This window comes from Streptomyces sp. Sge12 (assembly GCF_002080455.1).
GTDB lineage: Bacteria > Actinomycetota > Actinomycetes > Streptomycetales > Streptomycetaceae > Streptomyces.
This window is the reverse complement of the sequence record NZ_CP020555.1, coordinates 5,679,516-5,698,900: the sequence shown is the minus strand read 5'-3', so window position 1 is coordinate 5,698,900 and position 19,385 is coordinate 5,679,516. Positions and strand designations below refer to the sequence as shown.

Below are 19,385 nucleotides of genomic sequence, written 5' to 3'. Positions count from 1 at the left end.
ACCGCATCACCGGTTCGCCGATCCCCCGTCGTTCCCCCGTCCCGGTCACGGGAGGAGGCCCCGGTCCGCTCCGCAGCCCCGTGTCGGCGGTGCGGACCGGGTCTCCTGTCCGTTGCTCCCAGTCTGGCGTCCGCGCAGGTGGGAGCCCATCCGCGCACGTACTCATTTCCGCGCCTAGGTACGGATACTCAGCCGTCGCGGCCGGCCCCACCAGTTCTACGGGGCGCCGCGCCCCCGCGGCACCGCCGACTGGGGGGTCGTGGCGCGCCGGGGCGCAGCGTGCGCCGGGGTTCAGCGGTTGCCGCTGACCCGGCCCCGCAGCAGCAGCGACAGCGCCGAGTGCACGTCGTCCAGGGACCGCTCGCTCTGGAAGGACTGCCAGTCCAGGGCGGCGACCAGCACCATCCCGACCATCGCGGCCGCCGTCAGCGGTACGTCGATCTCGGCGCTCAGCTCACCGCGCTCGACGCCCTCGCGGAGCACCGTCTCGACGACGGCCACGGCCTCCTGCCGGACCACCATCAGCGTGGACTGCCACGCGCGGTTGGTGCGCCACAGCTCGGCGACGTAGAGCTGGGTGAAGGCCGGGTACCGGTCGATGAAGACGAGTCCCGCGCGGATCATCGCGTCGAGCGCCTCGACCCGGCTGCCGCCGCGGGCCTCCGTCTCCTCGGCCGCGGTCCGCAGCGAGACGGTCAGCAGGCCGACGCCGTGCCGCAGCAGTTCCTCGAAGAGCTCGTTCTTGCTCGCGAAGTTGTAGTAGACGGTGCCCTTCGCGACGCCCGCCCGCTCGGCGATCTCATCGACCGTGGTCGCGGAGAAGCCCTGCTCGGCGATGAGGGTCACGGCTGCTTCGTAGAGCTTCTGCCGGGTGGCCGCGCGACGGCCCCCGCCGGTACCCGTACCGGTGCTGCTGCTTTCCATGGCGCTGATTGTCACAGGTCAACACGTCCCTACAGGCTCAGTTCGGGGTGCAGTCGGTCCATGGTCCACACCTGCTTGCCGCGGGCGGCGAGCGCGGTGAGGGCGAGGGCGCCGACGGTGAAGGCCAGCAGGACCGCGCCGCCCTGCCAGACCGGGGCGAGGTCGCCACCGGTGATGAGGCGGCGCAGGCTCTCGACGATGTACGACATCGGCAGGTACGGGTGGATCCAGTTGAAGAAGTCCGGGCTGGTCTGGACGGGGTAGGTGCCGCCCGCCGAGGTCAGCTGGAGCATCAGGACGGCCAGCACCAGGATGCGTCCGGCCGCACCGAACTTGGCGTTGAGCCACTGGACGATCGCCGCGAAGCAGGCGGTGACCAGCATCAGGAAGGCGATGGTCAGGGCCGGGTGGGCCATCTTCAGGCCGAGGCCGGGCGCCCAGTGCAGTACGGACATCAGCAGGCCCACCTGGGCGGCGCCGAGGCCCGCCACGGGCAGCCAGCCGGCGAGGGCGACCCGCCAGGGCGAGGCGCCGACGGCCAGGGCCCGCCGGTTGAGCGGGGCGATCAGCATGTAGGCGACCATCGCGCCGACCCAGAGGGAGAGCGGGATGAAGTACGGGGCGAAGCCGGTGCCGTAGTTGGGCGCCTTGTGCAGGGACTGGTTGGCGAGCTGGATAGGGTCGGCCATGACCTCGGTGCGCCGGTCGCGCTGCTGCTGGTCGTAGTCGGGGATCTTGCCGGCTCCCTCGTGCAGGCCGCCGGCGAGTTCGCCGGTGCCGTCGACGAGCTTGTACATGCCGCCGTCGAGGCGGTGGGCGCCGTCGCCGAGCTTGCCGACGCCGTCGCTGAGGGCGCCGGAGCCGGTGGTGGCGGTGCCGAGGCCGGTGTGCAGCTGGGCCATGCCGGTGGAGACCTTGTGGGCGCCGGTGTTGAGGGCGTTGACCTTGGCGACGGCCGCGTCGAGGTCGCCCGCGAGCTGGGGGGCCTTGACGACGAGCTCGCGGGCCTTCTTCTCCAGGTCGGTGAGCTGGGTGCGGAGCTTGCCGACGTCACCGCCCGCGTTCTTGACCAGGGTGCTGACGTCGCCGCTGAGCTCGGCCGCCTCGGCGGCGTCGTCGCGGACCTTCTTCAGGTCGGCGCAGGAGGCGAGGTGCGGTTCGCCGCCGGGGGTGAGGCAGTGCTTGGTGTAGTAGGCGTCCGCGCCGGTGGCGGCCTTCTTCGCGGCGGCCGCGGCGGCCGGGGCCTTCTCTGCGAAGGTGGCGAGGTGGTTGTTGACCACCTTCGCACTGTCGGCGACCAGCTCGGCGGTGTCCGCGAGGTTCTTGGGGTCCTTGACGAAGGGACGGGCCTTGTCCGCGGCACCGTTGACCTTGTCGGCGAGGGCCTGGGTGCCGTCCGCGACGTCCTTGGAGCCGGTCTCCAGCTTGCCGGCGGCCGTGTTGAGCTTCTTCAGACCGCTGTTGAGCTCGCCGGTCTTCTCCCCCGCCGTGTCGAGGCCGTCGGCGAGCTCCTTCGCGCCCTCCTGGGCCTTGCCGGCGCCGTCCTTGAGCTTGTCGGCGCCGTCGGCCGCCTCGGCGGTCTTGTCGTGCAGGTCGGAGAAGTTGACGAAGATCTTGTCGAGGAAGCCGCGGGAGGCGTTGGCGGACGCGGCGGAGCGGACCTCGGCGAAGACCGAGCGCGAGATCGAGCCGACGATGTAGTTGTTGGCGTCGTTCGTACGCACCTGGAGGGCCCCGGTGGTGGGGTCCTCGCCGGAGCTGGAGGCGATCTTGGCGCTGAAGTCGGCGGGCATGGTCAGGGTCAGGTAGTACGTACCGTCCTCCAGGCCCTTGGCCGCGTCCTCGGCGCTCGCGTCGTGCCAGTCGAAGGACTTCTTGCTGGCATGCAGCTTCTTGGCGATCTCGGCGCCGGCGTCGAGGCGCTTGCCGTCGACCGTCGTGCCCTGGTCGGCGTTGACGATGGCGACGGGCACCTGGTCGAGCCGCTTGTACGGGTCCCAGAAGGACCACAGGTACAGGGCTCCGTAGAGCAGCGGCAGCAGGAGCAGCGCGACGAGAGCGGCCCGGGGGAGCTTCCCCCGCCCGAACCGCTTGAGCTCAAGCGCGGCCAGCTTCGGCGAGCGCATCGTCCGCCCCCTTCGTGTCGTCGTTCGCGTCGTCGTTCGTGGTGTCGATCTCGGCGTCGTTCGTGTCGTCGCCCTCGGGCTCGGCCTCGGCCTCGGCGGGCGCGGCGAGCGCGTCCGGGTCCTCCTTGGGGCAGGTCCGCAGGACGACCGCGTCGGCCGGCGCCTCGCTGCACACCGCGAGGACGGTGATCCCGCGGGCTGCGACCGAGCGGAGCAGGTCCCAGGCCTCGGTGCGTTCGGTGTCCGACAGCTTGAGGTCGAGGTCGTCGAGGGCCAGCAGGCTCGGGGAGCCGAGCAGTGCGATGGCGACGGACAGCCGTACGGACTCCAGGCGTTCCAGGTCCCGTACGGAGGTCCGCCCGCCCTTGGGCAGCGCGGCGAGGTCCAGTCCGGCGGCCTCCAGGGCGGCGGCGATCCGCGCCTCGGCGGCGGCGCGGCGCTCGGCGCGGGGCCGCAGCATGGCGCGGACCGGAGCGCCGTAGTGGCGCTGGAGCAGGGCCCCCTCGCGCAGCTGTTCCGCGACGGTGAGGGCCTGGTCGAGGTCGTTGACCCCGGAGACCGGGCCGAGGGCGGCGATGCGGCGGACCGCCGACATCTTCTTGGGCAGCCGGTGGCCGCCGACCTCGGCGTGTCCGCCGGTGGGCTTCATCCGCCCGGTGAGGGCGAGGAGCAGGCAGGTCCGGCCACTGCCGGAGGGGCCTTCGACCGCGATGAGCGAGCCGGGCGCCGCGTCGATGCCGACTCCGCGGAAGGCCCAGCCGCGCGGGCCCTTGAGTCCGAAGTCCTCGGCTTTGACGGCCGCGCCGTGCGGGCTGTCCACGCCGTCCCCCTTCTTTTTGAACTGACCGGTCAGTTCAAAAACTAGCATCCTTCGCGGCACCGGGTGCGCGGTAGGGGGGAGTTACTCGCCATCTGCCCGTAAAAGTGCAGGTCAACCGGATTGTCAGTGGGGCTTGTCACGATGGGGGCAACGCATCGACAGGAGGTTCGTCATGGCCACACCGTCCCCGTCCCCTGTCCACCCCGTCCTGCGGAAGTCGACGGCCCCTCCGGCCGCCCTCGACCTGCTCGCCAAGGCCCACAGCGGCCTGGCCGAGGCCGCCCGGCTGACCCGCCCCAACGAGCGCTACGCCACCGCCCACCTCGCCGCGCTGCGCACCGCCGCCGCCGTACTCGCCGCGCGCGGCCGGCCCGAGCCGGTGAACCCGCGGCGGCGGCCCCGGATCCGCAGCGCGTGGGAGGTGCTGCCGGAGATAGCGCCGGAGCTGACCGAGTGGAGCGCGCTCTTCGCTTCCGGCGCCGCCCGCCGGGCCAGGGCCGAGGCGGGGATAGCGGACGCGGCGAGCAGCCGGGACGCGGACGATCTGGTCCGGGCGGCCTCCATGTTCCTGCGCCTGGTGGAGCGGATGCTCACCGTCCGGGCGGCGCCCCAGCCCCTGTCGCAAACCTTGCCGCAACCACGCCCGGAGCATCCGGACGCGGGATGAGCTGCCCGGTCGCGGTAGGCAATAGGGTGGGCAGCGACCGCTCACCCTTACCGCGCCGAGGAGCCATCAGCCGTGTCGGACACTTCCCGCCCCCGTGCCTCCCTCCGCACCGCCGTGGTGTGGGAGGTCCTCAAGGAGGCCCTCGACCGCCGGGTGAAGGCGACCGGGCGGGACGTGCTCGACGTGCTCGACACCGGTGGCGGCACCGGTAAGTTCGCCGTGCCGGTGGCCCGTCTGGGCCACCGGGTCACCGTGGTCGACCCCAGCCCGAACGCGCTGTTCGGACTGGAGCGCCGGGTGGCCGAGGCCGGAGTCGCCGACCTGGTGCGCGGCGTCCAGGGTGACGCCCAGGGCCTGTTGGACGTCGTCGAGCGCGACGCCTACGACGTGGTGCTGTGCCACGGCGTGCTGGAGTACGTCGACGACGCGGCCGGGGGCGTGGCCAACGCGGTGGCCGCGCTGCGCGCCGGCGGCACGCTCAGCCTGCTGGCCGCCGGACTCGGCGGGGCCGTGCTCGCCCGCGCGCTGGCCGGACACTTCACGGAGGCCCGTACCGCCCTCACCGACCCGGCCGGCCGCTGGGGCTCCGGCGACCCGGTACCGCGCAGGTTCACCGCCGAGCAGCTCTCCGCGCTGGTCGGCGATGCCGGCCTCGCGGTCGGCGCGGTGCACGGCGTGCGGATCTTCGCCGACCTCGTTCCCGGGGTCCTGGTGGACACCGAGCCCGGCGCGGTGGAGGCGCTGCTGCGTCTGGAGGAGGCGGCCGCCGAGCTGCCCGCCTTCCACGCGGTCGCCACCCAGCTGCACGTCCTGGGCGAGAAGCGGGCCTGAACCGCGATCGTGTGCGGCCGGAGTCGGCCGCACACCCGCCGATCCGCCGGTCGGCCCCGTATGATCAGGTGCAGTGACCGGCATGGTGGACGGACCATTGGGGAATAACGGCCTCAGTGACCGCCCCCGCGGCGGTACGGTTTTCATGCAGCGCTTTCACCGGCTGCATCATTTCTGGGCCGTGTCTTTTTGGAACGTGGCGTAGAGGGCGGGTGTCACGGGGGCGATTCCCCGCCTATCCTGAAGGGGACCCCTGGTCGCCACCCCCGCGACCGACGGATGAGGAGGACTCCCGTGCCGCTCTCGGAGCACGAGCAGCGAATGCTCGAGCAGATGGAGCGAGCGCTGTACGCCGAAGATCCCAAGTTCGCGACAGCGCTTGAGGGAAGCGGACTGCGTACGTACACCCGGCGACGGGTCTACCAGGCAGTCGCAGGCATTGTGGTGGGTATCGCGCTCCTCATGACCGGTGTGATCATTCCGAACGTGCTCTGGATCAGCGTGGTGGGGTTCCTCGTCATGCTGGGCTGTACGGTCCTGGTGGTCACCGGTTGGCGCAAGGCACCCAAGCCTGGCGAGCAGCCCGTCTCCGGTAGTACCGGTGGTTCGGCCCACGGCCGCGGCCGGCAGCGTCGGTCGATGATGACCCGCATCGAGGAACGGTGGCAGCGCCGCCGTGACGAGCAGGGGCACTAGACCCGGACAACGTGGGTGAGGGGATGGCCGCCGCGCGGCCGTCCCCTCACTTTTCCGCGTTCGCGTACGGCATGATGATCCGATGAGTGTGCTCCCCCTGGTCTTCACCAGCGGCTGGGCCAGTGGGATCAACGCTTACGCCGTGGTCCTCCTGCTCGGCATCTTCGGCCGCACCGGCCTGACCGACGATGTTCCCGCGTCGCTGCAGCGCACGGACGTGCTGGCCGTCGCCGCCGTGCTGTTCCTGTGCGAGGCGATCGCCGACAAGGTCCCGTACATGGACTCGATATGGGACACCGTCCACACGGTGATCCGCCCGGTGGCCGGCGCCGTGATCGGTGCGCTGCTGGCCGGCCAGACCGGTTCGCTGTCCGACATCACCGCCGCCGCGGTCGGCGGCTCCACGGCCCTGGCCAGCCATTTCGTCAAGGCCGGCACCCGGATGGCGATCAATACGTCACCCGAGCCGTTCACCAACGTGGGGATGAGCATCGCCGAGGACCTCGGCGTGGCGGGCCTCGTCACCTTCGCGATGTTCAACCCCCAGGCCGCCGCGGTCATCGCGGCCGTCCTGCTGGCCGCCGGACTGGCCATACTGTTCTTCCTGTGGAGCCGGATCCGCCGCTACCTGCGACGCCGTGCCCAGCGCCGCGAGGAGAAGCGCCTGGCCGCCGAGGCCCGCGAGACCACCGGGGCCCCGCCCCACTGACGCAGGGCCGCCACCCGGGCCGCCACCTGGGTCGATAGGCTCGGCCGCATGGCACGAATTGCGGTGATCGGCGCCGGCATGGGCGCGATGGCGACGGCGGCCCGGCTGGCCGTGGCGGGGCACCGGGTGACGGTGTACGAGCGCGGGACGACCTACGGCGGGGCCGTGGGCCGCTACGAGCGCGAAGGCTTCGCCTTCGACACCGGGCCCGGGCTGCTGCACCTGCCCGCCGTCTACCGCGACCTCTTCGTGAAGACCGGCAACCGGCCCCTCGAAACGTGCGTCGACATGGTCCAGGTGAATCCGGCCGTCCGGCACGTCCTGCCCCACCACGGCATCGACGTCACCCTCCCCGGCGCCTCCCACGGCGGTGTCGCCACCGCCCTGGAGTCCGCCTTCGGCGCGGGCGCGGGCGAGCGCTGGAACGCCGTCCTGGGCCGCGCCCGCGACACCTGGGACGCCACCCGGCGCCCGCTGCTGGAGGAGCCGCTGCCGCCCGGCGCCCGGCAGAGCCTGGGCGGCGACCCGTACCCCGCCCTGCGCAGGAGCGGGCTGCTGCGCCGCCGCCCGCCGACGCTCGCCGAAATGGCCGACCGGGAGCTGGGCGGCGCCCTCGCGCACGTGCTGACCGGGCTGGTGGGCGAGTACGGGATCGACCCCGCCACCGCGCCGGCCTCGGCGGCCGTGCTCCCGTACATGGAGCAGACCTTCGGCAGCTGGTACGTGCGCGGCGGGATGCGGGCCCTGGCCACCGCCGTGTACGAGCGCTGCCTGGAGCGCAAGGTCGCCTTCGTCTTCGGGGCGGAGGTCCGGGAGGTCCTGGTCCGGGACGGCCGGGCGGCCGGACTGCTGCTGGCCGACGGCAGCGAGGCGGCCGCCGACGCCGTCGTGTGCGGGATCGACCCCCGGCAGCTGCCGGCCGGTTCGCTGCCGTGGCCGCCCGAGGCGGTGCCGGCCCGCGGGGACGGCGTACCCGGGCGGCTCACGCTGCTGCTCGCGCTGCGCGGCGCCCGCCCCGTCACGGCCGTGCACCGGACGGTCGTCCACGCCCCCGGGGCCCGGGTGACGGTGCTGCGCCCGGACGATCCGGCGACGCGGCCCGACGAGGAGCACGAGGCGGTCACCGTGAGCGCCGTGACCGGGCCGGGGACCTCGGAGCCCGCGGAGCTGCTGAACCTCGCGGAGAACGCCGTACAGGGCCTGCGGGAGCGGTTGTTGTGGCACGAGGTGCGCACCGCGGCCGATATCGAGGCGGCGACGGGTGCGGTGGGCGGCGCGGTGCCCCCGCCCGCCCTCGCGGGGGCCGGGGGCCGGATGCTCCAGCCGGCCAACACCACGGCCGTCCCCGGGCTCTACCTGGCGGGTGGCTGGGCCCACCCCGGCGGCGGGCTGCCGCACGCCGGGATGACCGGGGCCCTGGTGGCCGGCCTGATCGTGGAGGGCGCGGAGTTCCGCGGCTCCCGGTGACCGTGGCCGGTGGTGCTCAGTAGCGGTATTGCTCGTACTCGCCCTGCTGGGGGTACGGGTACTGCTGCGGCGGCTCGCCCTGCCCGTCCATCGGGTACTGCTGGCCGGCCCCGTCCGTGGAACGCTGCTGCGGGACCCACACCCCGCCGGGCGGGGTGTCCGTGGAGTACTGCTGCTGCCCGTAGTCGGCGTACGGGGTGTAGTCGTACGGCTGGGGCGGGGCGACGCCGCCGCCGGTGCCGATGTACGGGTCCGAGTAGGCGGCGTAGACCTGCTGCTGGTCACCCGTCGGGTAGCCGCCCGAGTAGTCGTAGCCGCCCTGGTTCTGCTGGTCGTAGTAGGCCGCGTACTGGTGGGCGTCCTGCTCGGCCGTGGTGAACGGCGAGGCGAAGGCCGCCGTCCGGTCCACCTCGGGGGCCGGCGCGAAACTCTGTATCCCGTACGAACCGGTGTCCTCGGGCACAGGCTCCGGGCTGTAGACCTCTTCGGCGGCGTCCCGGAACGACGGCTCGGCCGCCGGCCCGTTCGCGTCCTCGTACTCCAGCGCGGTCACCTGGAGCGCGGGCTCCTGCTTGGTGCCCGCGGACCGGCGGCGGCGCGTCTGCTGCCGTACGGGCTCACCGCCGCGGCGCAGTGCCCAGCCGGCGACGAAGCCCTTGCGGAAGGACAGGGTCACCAGGGTCTGGCCGACGGCGAACGCCGCCGCTCCGGCCCCGATGACCAGCACCGACGGCAGGATCACGCCGGCGACGACGCCGAGGAAGCCGGCGAAGGCGAGCAGGCGCCAGCGGAGCCGGGCCTTGTACTGCATCAGGACCTCGGCAAGCAGCCACAGCGCGACGAAACCGAACGCGATGTAGAGGACCGTCATTCCCATGCATGGCCCCTCTCGGTACGGCCGCCGGCGCGGGAACGGGGACGGCCGATCAGGCCCGCTGGTGCAGGCCCAGGTTCTCGTAGATCTCGAGAGTCGCCGTGGAATTGTTGAGCGTGATGAAGTGCAGGCCCGGGACACCCTCGGACAGCAGTCGCGCGCAGAACTCCGTGGCGAACTCGATGCCAATGGAGCGTACAGCGGCCGGGTCGTCCTTGACGGCGAGCATGCGCTCTTTCACGTCCGCGGGGAAGACCGCGTTGCTGAGTTGGGGCAGTCGGTCGAGCTGCTTGATACCCACAACAGGCATGACCTCGGGGATGATCGGGGTCTCGCAGCCCGCTTTCTCGACGCTGTCGCGCAGCCGCAGATAATTCTCCGGATCGAAGAACATCTGGGTGATCGCGTAGTCGGCTCCGGCGTGACACTTGTCCACGAAGTGCCGGATGTCCGTGTCCCAGTCCGTCGAACGCGGGTGCATCTCGGGGAAGGCCGCGACGCCGACGCAGAAGTCGCCGGACTCCTTGACCAGCCGGACCAGGTCGGCGGCGTAGTGCACGCCCTCGGGGTGCGCCACCCACTCGCCCATCGGGTCGCCCGGCGGGTCGCCGCGCACGACGAGCATGTTCCGGATCCCGGCGTCGGCGAACTGCCCGATGACGTTGCGCAGCTCGGCGACCGAGTGGTCCACGGCGGTGAGGTGCGCGACGGGGGTCAAGGTGGTGTCCGCGGCGATCTCCTGGGTGGCCTTGACCGTGCCGCCGCGGGTGGAGCCGCCGGCTCCGTAGGTCACGGAGACGAAGCTGGGGGATACCGCCTCGACCCGGCGCAGGGCGTTCCAGAGGTTGCGTTCGCCCTTCTCCGTCTTCGGGGCCCAGAACTCGAAGGAGTACGAGCGCCCGGAGGCGAGGAGGTCGCGGACCGTGTGCGCACGATCCGACCAGGTGGAAGCGGTACCAGAGGCCATGTGGGCAGGTTAGACGCGGCCCGGCGGACACCGAAGCCCTGTCCACCTTTTGGACACGTTTTTGGACACTTGGAGGCCGCGCTCTGGCCAAAAGTCGTGGGTGCCGGTACGGGGCGGGGCGCCGGCGGTGCCTGCGGTGGCGGCGGTGCGCTGTCCGGGCGGACAGGACTCAGGCGAGGCGGGCCCGTACCCGCTCGGCGAGCGCGGCGGCGGCCTTGCCGGGGTCGGCGGCCTCGGTGAGCGCGCGGACGACCACGATGCGGGTGGCGCCGGCGTCCAGTACCTCGTCCAGGTTCGAGCCGTCGATGCCGCCGATGGCGAACCAGGGCCGCTCCTGCTCCAGCGAGGCCGCGTACCGGACCAGATCGAGGCCGGGTGCGTGGCGGCCGGGCTTGGTGGGGGTGGGCCAGCAGGGTCCGGTGCAGAAATAGTCGACGCCGGCTTCGGCGACGGCCGCGTCGACCTCGGCCTCGGCGTGGCAGGACCGGCCGATCAGCACCTGCTCGCCGAGGATGGCCCGGGCCGCGGGGACGGGGATGTCGCCCTGGCCCAGGTGCAGGACGTCGGAGCCGATGGCGTGGGCGACGTCGGCCCGGTCGTTCACGGCGAGGAGCTTGCCGTGGCGGCGGGCGGCTTCGGCGAAGACCTGAAGGTGTTCGAGCTCCTCCCCCGCCTCCATGCCCTTGTCGCGGAGCTGGACGATGTCCACGCCGCAGGAGAGCACGGCGTCGAGGAAATCGGGGAGGTCACCCTGGCGCTTGCGGGCGTCCGTGCACAGGTAGAGCCGGGCGTCGGACAACTGCATGGGTGTACCCCCCGTGATGGATGCGGTGTACGGGCCCGGCCGCGGCCCGGCCCGTACACCGCTGTGGAGCGAAGGCGATCAGGTCAGAGGGCGAGCGCCTGAGCGCGGCGCTTCACCTCCGTGCCGCGATTCTCGCTCAGCGCCTGCACGGGGGTGCCGGGCAGGGTCGGATCCTCGGTGAAGAGCCATTCCAGGATCTCCTCCTCGGTGAAACGGTCGTCGCGCAGCACGGTCAGCAGGCCGACGAGGCCCTTGACGACCTTGTCGCCGTCGATGAAGGGGGCCGGAACCTGAAGGGAGCGGTTCTCGCCCCGGCGGACGGCGATGAGCTGCCCTTCCTTGACCATCTGGCGGACCCGGGTCACCTCGATGTCGAGCATCTCCGCGATGTCGGGGAGGTACAGCCACGAGGGGACAAGGGCATCGATCTTTGCGTCAATCTCGGTCACAGGCACAAGCCTGCCATCTCGGCTCCGCCGCCGGTACCTGAGCAGCCCCGTCCGGGTCGCGGCCCGCACCGGGGCCCCGGGCCTCGCACGCCGGCGGGGCCGGATTTCAGCCCCGCCGGCGCTTGCAGCAGCACCCGCAGCCGCCCGGACCGGTCCGTCAGGCCGTGGCCGACTTGAGCGGGGTGGCGGGGTCGGAGACCTTGGCGGGGTCCAGGAGAACCGCCGTCTCGATCAGGCGGCGGCCCTGGGCCAGGTCGCGGGGGCGGCCCACCGCCAGGACGGCGACGAGTGCGCCGCCCTTCAGCCAGCACACCGACCAGGAGGCACCGGCCGGGTCCCCGCGCAGGATCAGGGTGTCGGCCCCGCCGTGGTGTCCGGCGTACTGCACGAAGCGCCCGAACTGCTCCGACCAGAAGTACGGCACGGGGTCGTAGACCCGGTCCGGCTGCCCCGCCAGGATGTTCGCCGCGACCGTCCGCGGCCCCTGGAGCGCGTTGTCCCAGTGGTGCACGAGCAGCCGCGTCCCGTACCGCCCGGACGGGAAGGAGGCGCAGTCGCCGACCGCGTACACATCGGGCAGCGAGGTCCGCAGGTACGCGTCCGCGGTGACCGAGCCGTCGGCGCCGCGCTCCACGCCGGTCCCGGCCAGCCAGCCGGTCGCGGGGCGGGCGCCGATGCCCACCACCACCGCGCCGGCGGGCAGGACGCGCCCGTCGGCCAGCAGGACCCGGCCCTCCTCGACCCCGGCGACCTTCGCCCCGGTGATCAGCCCGGCGCCGGCCTCCTCGTACCAGCGCGCCATGGGCTCGGTGGCCTCGGCGGGCAGCGCCCCCGCCAGTACCCGGTCCGCCGCCTCGACCACGGTGACCTCGCAGCCCGCCTCCCGGGCAGCGGTGGCGAACTCGGCGCCGATCCAGCCCGCCCCGACCACCACGGTCCGGGGGGACGCGGCCAGTACCGGGCGCAGCCGGGCCGCGTCGTCCAGGGTGCGCAGCAGGTGGACGCCGGGGACGCCCTCGGTTCCGGGCAGGGTCAGCGGCTGCGCGCCGGTGGCCAGGACGAGGATCCCGTACGGGACGGGTCCCGCCTCGGTGTCCAGCTCGTGGTCGGCGGCGCGCAGTCCGGTGACCTCGGTGCCGAGCCGCAGCCGGATGTCGAGTCCTTCGAAGTCCACGTCGAAGGCGGAGTCCTCGGCCTTGCCGAGGAGGACCGCCTTGGACAGCGGGGGCCGGTCGTAGGGCTGGTGGGGTTCGGCTCCCAGCAGGGTCACGGGGCCGGTGAAGCCCTGTTCGCGCAGGGCGACCGCGGTCTGCACGCCGGCCATTCCGGCGCCGACGATCACGACGCCGCGCTGATTCTGTTCCGTCTGCTCGCTCACGCCGCCACCCTAATCATCTGACGCTCCGTCAGGAATAGGTGCCGCCTTACCCGCCGTCCACGGCCGGGTTAGTCTGGCCACCGTACCTATCGCGGGAGTCCGGCGCACCGGGCTGAGAGGGAGGCTGGACGGCCTCCGACCGTACGAACCTGATCCGGGTCATGCCGGCGAAGGGAGGGGCTGGACGCCCATGCACTCATCCCGAACACCCCGAACACCCCGGACATCCCGGACGCCCCGAAGCGGATCCGACGTCCTCGTCATCGGGGGCGGCATCATCGGCCTGGTCACCGCCTGGCGGGCCGCCGCGCGCGGACTGCGCACCGTACTCGCCGACCCCGCACCCGGTGGCGGCGCCGCCCAGGTCGCGGCCGGCATGCTCGCCCCCGTCACCGAACTGCACTACGGCGAGGAAGCCCTGCTCGGCCTCGGCCTCGCCTCCGCCGCGCGCTATCCGCAGTTCGCCGCCGAGCTCGCCGAGGCGAGCGGCGGCCTCGACATCGGCTACCGCGCCTGCGGCACCCTCGCCGTCGCCCTCGACGCCGACGACCGCCTCCACCTGCGCGAACTGCACGCCCTGCAGCGCCGCTGCGGCTTGGAGTCCGAGTGGCTCACCGGCCGCGAGTGCCGCCGCCTGGAGCCCCTGCTCGCCCCGGGCGTGCGCGGCGGCCTGCGCGTCGACGGCGACCACCAGGTCGACCCCCGCCGGCTCGCGGCGGCCCTGCTGGCCGCCTGCGAACGGGCCGGGGTGGGCATCCACCGGTCGGGCGCGCAGCAGCTGCTCACCACCACCGACCGGGCGACGGGCGCCCTCCTCGCCGACGGTACGGAACTGCTCGCCGACCAGGTGGTCCTCGCCGCGGGCTCGTTCACCGGCCGGCTGGCGGGCGTACCGCCGGAGGTCGCGGCCCCCGTACGGCCCGTCAAGGGACAGGTCCTGCGGCTCACGGTGCCGGCCGCGTACGCGCCGTTCCTGTCGCGGACCGTACGGGCCGTCGTGCGCGGCAGCCACGTCTACCTCGTGCCGCGCGAGAACGGCGAACTCGTCGTCGGCGCCACCAGCGAGGAGCTGGGCTGGGACACCACCGTCACCGCGGGCGGGGTCTACGAACTCCTGCGCGACGCCCACGAACTGGTCCCCGGCATCACCGAACTCCCCCTCACCGAGACCCGGGCGGGCCTGCGCCCCGGCTCCCCCGACAACGCCCCGCTGCTCGGCCCGACCGACCTGCCGGGCCTGCACCTGGCCACCGGGCACTACCGCAACGGGGTGCTGCTGACCCCGCTCACCGGCGAGGTCCTCGCCGAGCTGCTGGCCACCGGCGAACTACCGGAGATCGCGCGCCCCTTCACCCCCCGCCGGTTCTCCGCCGCACGTCAGGAGTCGTACGCATGACCATCTCCGTCAACGGCGAACCGCGCGAGGTCGCGGCCGGCGCCACCCTCGACACGGTGGTCGCCGCCCTGACCACGGCCCCCTCCGGGGTCGCGGCCGCGCTCAACGAGACCGTGGTGCCGCGCGGGCAGTGGCCGGCCACGGTCGTGGGCGACGGCGACCGGGTGGAGATCCTGACCGCGGTGCAGGGGGGCTGATCGGCATGGCGGACGACCTCTTCACCCTCGGCGGCCGGACCTTCTCCTCCCGCCTGATCATGGGCACGGGCGGCGCCCCGAGCCTGGACGTCCTGGAACGCGCCCTCGTCGCGTCCGGCACCGAACTGACCACGGTCGCGATGCGGCGGCTGGACCCCACGGTCCAGGGCTCCGTCCTGTCCGTCCTGACCCGGCTCGGCATCTCGGTCCTCCCCAACACCGCGGGCTGCTTCACGGCGGGCGAGGCCGTGCTCACGGCCCGGCTGGCCCGGGAGGCGCTGGGCACGGACTGGATCAAGCTGGAGGTGGTCGCGGACGAGCGGACCCTCCTGCCGGACGGCATCGAGCTGCTCGACGCCGCCGAGACCCTGGTCGACGAGGGCTTCACGGTCCTGCCGTACACCAACGACGACCCGGTGCTCGCGCGGAAGCTGGAGGACGTGGGCTGCGCGGCGATCATGCCGCTCGGCTCCCCCATCGGCTCCGGCATGGGCATCCGCAACCCGCACAACTTCGAGCTGATCACGGAGCGGGCCTCGGTACCGGTCATCCTCGACGCGGGCGCGGGCACCGCCTCCGACGCGGCCCTGGCGATGGAGCTGGGCTGCGCGGCGGTGATGCTGGCCTCGGCGGTGACCCGCGCCCAGGAGCCGGTCCTCATGGCGTCGGCCATGCGCGACGCCGTCTCGGCGGGCCGCCTCGCCTTCCGCGCGGGCCGCATCCCCCAGCGCCGCTTCGCACGGGCCTCCTCCCCCGGGGAGGGCCGCGCCGCCCTGGACCCGGAGCGCCCGGCGTTCTGAGGGGCCGGAGCCGACGTGGGCGGGGCCCCGCCCACGTCACAGCTGCGCTGCAAGGCGACCCGGCCGGGGTGGGGGCTTCGCGGCGGCTCGTAGAATCGCCGGGTGGATACGACCCTGGATGACCCCCTCGTCGGGCGCGTGCTCGACGGCCGCTACCGCATCGACGCCCGCATCGCGGCCGGCGGCATGGCCACGGTCTACCGGGCCGTCGACACGCGCCTTGACCGGGTGCTCGCGCTGAAGGTGATGCACCCGGCGCTCGCCGCCGACGCCGCCTTCGTGGACCGGTTCATCCGGGAGGCGAAGTCCGTCGCCCGGCTCGCGCACCCCAATGTGGTCGCCGTGTTCGACCAGGGCACCGACGGGCCCTACGTCTACCTCGCCATGGAGTACGTCTCCGGCTGCACCCTGCGCGACGTGCTCCGCGAGCGCGGCGCGCTCCGGCCCCGCGCCGCCCTCGACATCCTCGAACCGGTCCTCGCCGCGCTCGGCGCCGCCCACCGGGCCGGCTTCGTCCACCGCGACATGAAGCCCGAGAACGTCCTGATCGGGGACGACGGCCGCGTGAAGGTCGCGGACTTCGGGCTGGTCCGGTCGGTCGACTCGGTCACCAACACCACCGGCTCGGTCCTCGGAACCGTCTCCTACCTGGCCCCCGAGCAGATCGAGAACGGCGTCGCCGACACCCGCGTGGACGTCTACGCCTGCGGCGTCGTGCTCTACGAGATGCTCACCGGCTCCAAGCCCCACCTCGGCGGCACCCCCGCGCAGGTGCTCTACCAGCACCTGCACGAGGACGTCCCGCCGCCGTCCGCCGCGGTCCCCGGGCTGGCCGTCGGGCTCGACGAGCTCGTCGCGCACGCCACCGCCCGCAACCCCGAGCTGCGCCCCTACGACGCGGCCGCACTCTTCGGCCTCGCCCGTGAGGCCCGCGCACTGCTCAGCGACACCGAGCTGGACGCCGTACCGCCGCAGGCGCACGCGGAGGAGCGCTCGTCGGCCGAGGACCGTACGGGTGTGATCCCGCGCCCGGTGGCCGCGCAGCAGCCGGTGCAGCACACCTCCCGCCTGGAGATGCCGCCGGCCCCGCCCGCTCCGCCCACGCACCGGCCGGCCGGCGCCGCGCGGCGGCCCCGCCGCGGGGTGCTGCTCGTCGTGGCGGGCGTGCTGCTGGCGCTCGGGCTCGGTGTCGGCGTCTGGTACATCAACTCCGGGCAGTTCACCAAGGTCCCCAACCTGCTCGGGAAGACCGAGGAGCAGGCCCGCTCCCAGCTGTCCGCGGCCGGGCTCGGGGTGAAGGGCGTGGACCGGAAGTTCAGCGACGCCTTCGACCGCGGGACGGTGATGAACACCGACCCGCCGGGCGGACGGCGGATCCGCGGCAACGGCGCGGTGACGATCACCATCTCGCGCGGCCCCGAGGTCGTGGCCGTGCCGAACCTGAAGGGCCGCCCCCTGGAGGAGGCCAAGGCGGAGCTGACCCGGTCCGGGCTGGCTCCCGGCATCGTCACGCAGGCCTTCAGCCAGGACGTCGCCCAGGGCTCGGTGATCAGCACGAATCCGCCGGGCAGCGAGAAGCGCGCGCCGGACACGGCCGTCTCGCTGGTCGTCAGCAAGGGCCGCCCGGTGCCGGTCCCGAGCGTGACGGGGATCCCGCTCGACCAGGCGAAGGCGTCCCTGGAGGCTCTGGGCCTCAAGGTCGCGACCGCCCCGGAGGAGGTCAACGCCCCGTCCGCGGCCGGTACGGTCGCCAATCAGTCGATCGGCGCGGGCACCCAGGCCGCGGCCGGGGACACGGTCACGCTGACCGTGTCCAAGGGCCCCCGGCAGCTGCCGGTGCCGAGCGTGACCGGCCAGGACGTGGACGCGGCCCGCAAGGCGCTGGAGGCCGCCGGCTTCAAGGTGAAGGTGGACCGGCCGCTGATCTCCTTCAGCAACACGGTGGACACCCAGTCGGTGCCGGCCGGACAGAACGCCCCGGAGGGCACCACGATCACCATCAGGACCAAGGGGCTGTAAACCGTGGTGATGCGCAATCCAGTGGGCGGGCACGTCCCCGTCGCCGGCGGGCTCGCCTCCGTCGGCCTCACCTACGCCCGGGAGATGGGCGCCGAGGCCGTCCAGGTCTTCGTCGCCAATCCGCGCGGCTGGGCCACCCCCCTCGGCAGTCCGGCGCAGGACGAGCGGTTCCGGGCCGAGTGCGCGGCCGCGGCGATCCCGGCGTACGTGCACGCCCCGTACCTGATCAACTTCGGGTCGCACACCGAAGCCACGGTGGAGAAGTCGGTGGAGTCGCTGCGCCACTCGCTGCGCCGCGGCCGGGAGATCGGCGCACTCGGGGTGGTCGTCCACACCGGGTCGGCGACCGGGGGCCGCCCGCGGGAGGTCGCGTACGCGCAGATCAGGGAGCACATGCTGCCGCTGCTGGACGAGCTGACGCACGACGACGACCCGTTCCTGCTGCTGGAGTCGACGGCCGGGCAGGGCTCCTCGCTGTGCTCGCTCGCCGAGGACTTCGGCCCGTACTTCGACGCGCTCGACCGCCATCCGAAGCTGGGCATCTGCCTGGACACCTGCCACATCTTCGCGGCCGGCCACGACCTGGCGGAGCCGGGCGGAACGAAGCTGATGCTGGACCTGCTGGTGGACACGGTCGGCGAGGGGCGGCTGAAGCTGGTCCACGCGAACGACTCCAAGGAGGGCGTCGGCGCGCACAAGGACCGGCACGCGAACATCGGCCAGGGGCACATCGGCCGGGAGGCCTTCGCGGAGCTGATCACGCATCCCGCGATGGACGGCGTACCGCTGGTCATCGAGACGCCCGGCGGCAAGGAAGGGCATGCGGCGGACGTGGCGCTGCTGAAGGAGCTGCGCGGCTCGCAGTGATCCACTGATTCCTTGAGGAATACCCCAGGGGGGTATACGGTTCGGTCATATCGACGGACCGCTACCCGGCGTTCCCACGAGGGGGTTGTCATGGAACAGCACCACGAGCACCACGAACAGCACGGGCACGCGCACGGCGCCGCCGGCAGCCCGGTCAGCTGGGGTGCGGCCGCCCGGGCCACCCTCCACTGCCTCACCGGATGCGCCATCGGCGAAGTGCTCGGCATGGTCATCGGTACCGCGCTGGGCTGGGGGAACGTCCCCACGATGGTCCTGGCGATCGTGCTGGCGTTCTTCTTCGGCTACGCACTCACCCTGCGCGGGGTCCTCGCCGCGGGCGTCGACCTGCGTACGGCCATCCGGGTGGCGCTGGCCGCGGACACCCTGTCGATCGCCGTCATGGAACTGATCGACAACGGGGTGATCGCCCTGTGGCCCGGGGCCATGGACGCGCACCTGTCGGATCCGCTGTTCTGGATCGTCCTGGCGATCGCACTGGCCGCCGCCTTCGTGATCACGACGCCGGTCAACAAGTGGATGATCGGCCGCGGCAGGGGTCACGCGGTGGTGCACCAGTACCACCGCTGAGCCGGGGGCACACGGGCCGGCCGGAGGGCGCCCCTTACAGTTCGGGGCCCTCCCCGGGCTCCTCCTGGTACGAGTAGCGCTGCTCGCGCCACGGGTCGCCGATGTTGTGGTAGCCGCGCTCCTCCCAGAAGCCGCGGCGGTCGGCGGTCATGTACTCGATGCCGCGGACCCACTTGGGGCCCTTCCAGGCGTACAGGTGCGGGACCACCAGCCGGACCGGGAAACCGTGCTCGGCGGTGAGCAGTTCACCGCCCTCGTGGGTGGCGAAAACGGTGCGGTCGGAAGCGAAGTCGGCCAGCCGCAGGTTGGAGCTGAAGCCGTACTCGGCCCACACCATCACGTGCGTGACCTGCGGCGCGGGCGGCGCCAGGGCGAGCACCTCGCGGGCGAGCACCCCGCCCCATTCGGCGCCCTGCATGCTGAACTTCGTGACGCAGTGCAGATCGGCCACGACGGAGTCGAACGGCAGGGCCGTGAACTCCTCGTGGTTCCAGCAGTGCTTGTCCCCGTCGGCCGTCGCGCCGAAGACGCGGAACTCCCAGCGGTCCGGCTTGAACTTGGGTACGGGCCCGTAATGGGTGACCGGCCAGCCCCTCTGCAACCGTTGCCCCGGTGGAAGCTCCAGCTGCTCTGCTCCCGGAGATTCCCGGCTTTCCGGCTGACCCATGACTCCATGGTGACAGACTGGGCAGGGTGGTCATGACCAGGTCTGGGCCGATTCGGGCAAGTCACGGTAACTCCCACTAAGGAGGCACTTACTGGACGGTCTCCAGTGGCGGTGCAAGGATGCGCGCAACTGCCCCGT

20 protein-coding genes and 1 riboswitch are annotated in these 19,385 nt (G+C 72.8%); of the genes, 11 read left to right on the top strand and 9 right to left on the bottom strand.

Translation table 11 applies throughout. The annotated features are described in order from the left end of the window. Positions 1 to 291: 291 nt before the first annotated feature. Genes B6R96_RS25545 through B6R96_RS25535 form a run of 3 tightly spaced genes read right to left on the bottom strand, consistent with a single transcriptional unit; the run spans position 292 to position 3,870 of the window. Positions 292 to 924, bottom strand: coding sequence for a TetR/AcrR family transcriptional regulator (locus tag B6R96_RS25545; RefSeq protein WP_030385589.1), 633 nt, complete (start codon positions 922 to 924; stop codon positions 292 to 294). Positions 925 to 953: 29 nt separating this feature from the next. Then, a complete protein-coding gene (locus B6R96_RS25540; RefSeq protein WP_081523744.1) occupies positions 954 to 3,050 on the bottom strand; it encodes a YhgE/Pip family protein in 2,097 nt (698 codons plus the stop codon). Then, the gene (locus B6R96_RS25535; protein WP_081523743.1) at positions 3,022 to 3,870 is read right to left on the bottom strand and encodes an ATP-binding cassette domain-containing protein; all 849 of its coding nucleotides are present in this window, start codon (positions 3,868 to 3,870) and stop codon (positions 3,022 to 3,024) included. The genes B6R96_RS25540 and B6R96_RS25535 overlap by 29 nt, the downstream gene beginning before the upstream one ends. Positions 3,871 to 4,042: 172 nt before the next feature. Between B6R96_RS25535 and B6R96_RS25530 the strand changes: the two genes are divergently transcribed. The 5 genes from B6R96_RS25530 (at position 4,043) to B6R96_RS25510 (ending at position 8,240) form a co-directional block, all read left to right on the top strand. Continuing rightward, complete coding sequence (locus B6R96_RS25530) at positions 4,043 to 4,537, top strand: SAV_6107 family HEPN domain-containing protein (RefSeq protein ID WP_051779135.1); 495 nt, start codon at positions 4,043 to 4,045, stop codon at positions 4,535 to 4,537. A gap of 72 nt (positions 4,538 to 4,609) precedes the next feature. Then, a complete protein-coding gene (locus tag B6R96_RS25525; RefSeq protein WP_081523742.1) occupies positions 4,610 to 5,368 on the top strand; it encodes a methyltransferase in 759 nt (252 codons plus the stop codon). Positions 5,369 to 5,662: 294 nt separating this feature from the next. Then, a complete protein-coding gene (locus tag B6R96_RS25520) occupies positions 5,663 to 6,064 on the top strand; it encodes a DUF3040 domain-containing protein (RefSeq protein ID WP_030385594.1) in 402 nt (133 codons plus the stop codon). A gap of 82 nt (positions 6,065 to 6,146) precedes the next feature. Next, complete coding sequence (locus B6R96_RS25515; protein ID WP_030385595.1) at positions 6,147 to 6,773, top strand: DUF4126 domain-containing protein; 627 nt, start codon at positions 6,147 to 6,149, stop codon at positions 6,771 to 6,773. A 48-nt stretch (positions 6,774 to 6,821) separates the two neighbouring features. Beyond that, positions 6,822 to 8,240, top strand: coding sequence for a phytoene desaturase family protein (locus B6R96_RS25510; protein WP_081523741.1), 1,419 nt, complete (start codon positions 6,822 to 6,824; stop codon positions 8,238 to 8,240). Positions 8,241 to 8,256: 16 nt separating this feature from the next. On the opposite strand, the gene B6R96_RS25505 is transcribed toward B6R96_RS25510, so the two are convergent. From B6R96_RS25505 to B6R96_RS25485, 5 genes are all read right to left on the bottom strand, one after another. Then, a complete protein-coding gene (locus B6R96_RS25505) occupies positions 8,257 to 9,117 on the bottom strand; it encodes a hypothetical protein (RefSeq protein WP_053169105.1) in 861 nt (286 codons plus the stop codon). Between the two features lie 49 nt (positions 9,118 to 9,166). Then, positions 9,167 to 10,081 carry a methylenetetrahydrofolate reductase [NAD(P)H] gene (metF, locus tag B6R96_RS25500; protein ID WP_053169107.1) on the bottom strand — a complete coding sequence of 305 codons (915 nt, stop codon included), beginning with the start codon at positions 10,079 to 10,081 and terminating at the stop codon, positions 9,167 to 9,169. Positions 10,082 to 10,250: 169 nt separating this feature from the next. Then, positions 10,251 to 10,886 (bottom strand): thiamine phosphate synthase, encoded by a 636-nt coding sequence (gene thiE, locus B6R96_RS25495; protein ID WP_081523740.1) that lies wholly within the window; start codon positions 10,884 to 10,886, stop codon positions 10,251 to 10,253. 83 nt (positions 10,887 to 10,969) lie between these two features. After that, positions 10,970 to 11,335 carry an Rv2175c family DNA-binding protein gene (locus B6R96_RS25490; RefSeq protein ID WP_030385600.1) on the bottom strand — a complete coding sequence of 122 codons (366 nt, stop codon included), beginning with the start codon at positions 11,333 to 11,335 and terminating at the stop codon, positions 10,970 to 10,972. A gap of 157 nt (positions 11,336 to 11,492) precedes the next feature. Then, the gene (locus B6R96_RS25485) at positions 11,493 to 12,713 is read right to left on the bottom strand and encodes an NAD(P)/FAD-dependent oxidoreductase (protein WP_081523739.1); all 1,221 of its coding nucleotides are present in this window, start codon (positions 12,711 to 12,713) and stop codon (positions 11,493 to 11,495) included. A gap of 81 nt (positions 12,714 to 12,794) precedes the next feature. Next, positions 12,795 to 12,906, top strand: a riboswitch (TPP riboswitch). Here B6R96_RS25485 and thiO point away from each other — a divergent pair. The 6 genes from thiO (at position 12,904) to B6R96_RS25455 (ending at position 18,580) form a co-directional block, all read left to right on the top strand. Next, positions 12,904 to 14,109 carry a glycine oxidase ThiO gene (thiO, locus tag B6R96_RS25480; protein ID WP_081525252.1) on the top strand — a complete coding sequence of 402 codons (1,206 nt, stop codon included), beginning with the start codon at positions 12,904 to 12,906 and terminating at the stop codon, positions 14,107 to 14,109. It overlaps the preceding riboswitch by 3 nt. Continuing rightward, entirely contained in the window at positions 14,106 to 14,306 is a 201-nt protein-coding gene (thiS, locus tag B6R96_RS25475) for a sulfur carrier protein ThiS (RefSeq protein ID WP_030385603.1), read from the top strand. The genes thiO and thiS overlap by 4 nt, the downstream gene beginning before the upstream one ends. A 5-nt stretch (positions 14,307 to 14,311) precedes the next feature. Then, positions 14,312 to 15,106 carry a thiazole synthase gene (locus B6R96_RS25470; RefSeq protein ID WP_053169115.1) on the top strand — a complete coding sequence of 265 codons (795 nt, stop codon included), beginning with the start codon at positions 14,312 to 14,314 and terminating at the stop codon, positions 15,104 to 15,106. Positions 15,107 to 15,208: 102 nt separating this feature from the next. Then, positions 15,209 to 17,125, top strand: a complete 1,917-nt coding sequence (pknB, locus tag B6R96_RS25465) for a Stk1 family PASTA domain-containing Ser/Thr kinase (protein WP_081523738.1) — start codon at positions 15,209 to 15,211, stop codon at positions 17,123 to 17,125. Positions 17,126 to 17,134: 9 nt separating this feature from the next. Further along, complete coding sequence (locus tag B6R96_RS25460; protein ID WP_081525251.1) at positions 17,135 to 17,992, top strand: deoxyribonuclease IV; 858 nt, start codon at positions 17,135 to 17,137, stop codon at positions 17,990 to 17,992. 90 nt (positions 17,993 to 18,082) lie between these two features. After that, positions 18,083 to 18,580 (top strand): DUF4396 domain-containing protein, encoded by a 498-nt coding sequence (locus tag B6R96_RS25455; protein WP_081523737.1) that lies wholly within the window; start codon positions 18,083 to 18,085, stop codon positions 18,578 to 18,580. Positions 18,581 to 18,614: 34 nt separating this feature from the next. Here B6R96_RS25455 and B6R96_RS25450 read toward each other — a convergent pair whose 3' ends face one another. Next, positions 18,615 to 19,247 carry a sulfite oxidase-like oxidoreductase gene (locus B6R96_RS25450; RefSeq protein WP_030010526.1) on the bottom strand — a complete coding sequence of 211 codons (633 nt, stop codon included), beginning with the start codon at positions 19,245 to 19,247 and terminating at the stop codon, positions 18,615 to 18,617. Between the last annotated feature and the right edge of the window lie 138 nt (positions 19,248 to 19,385).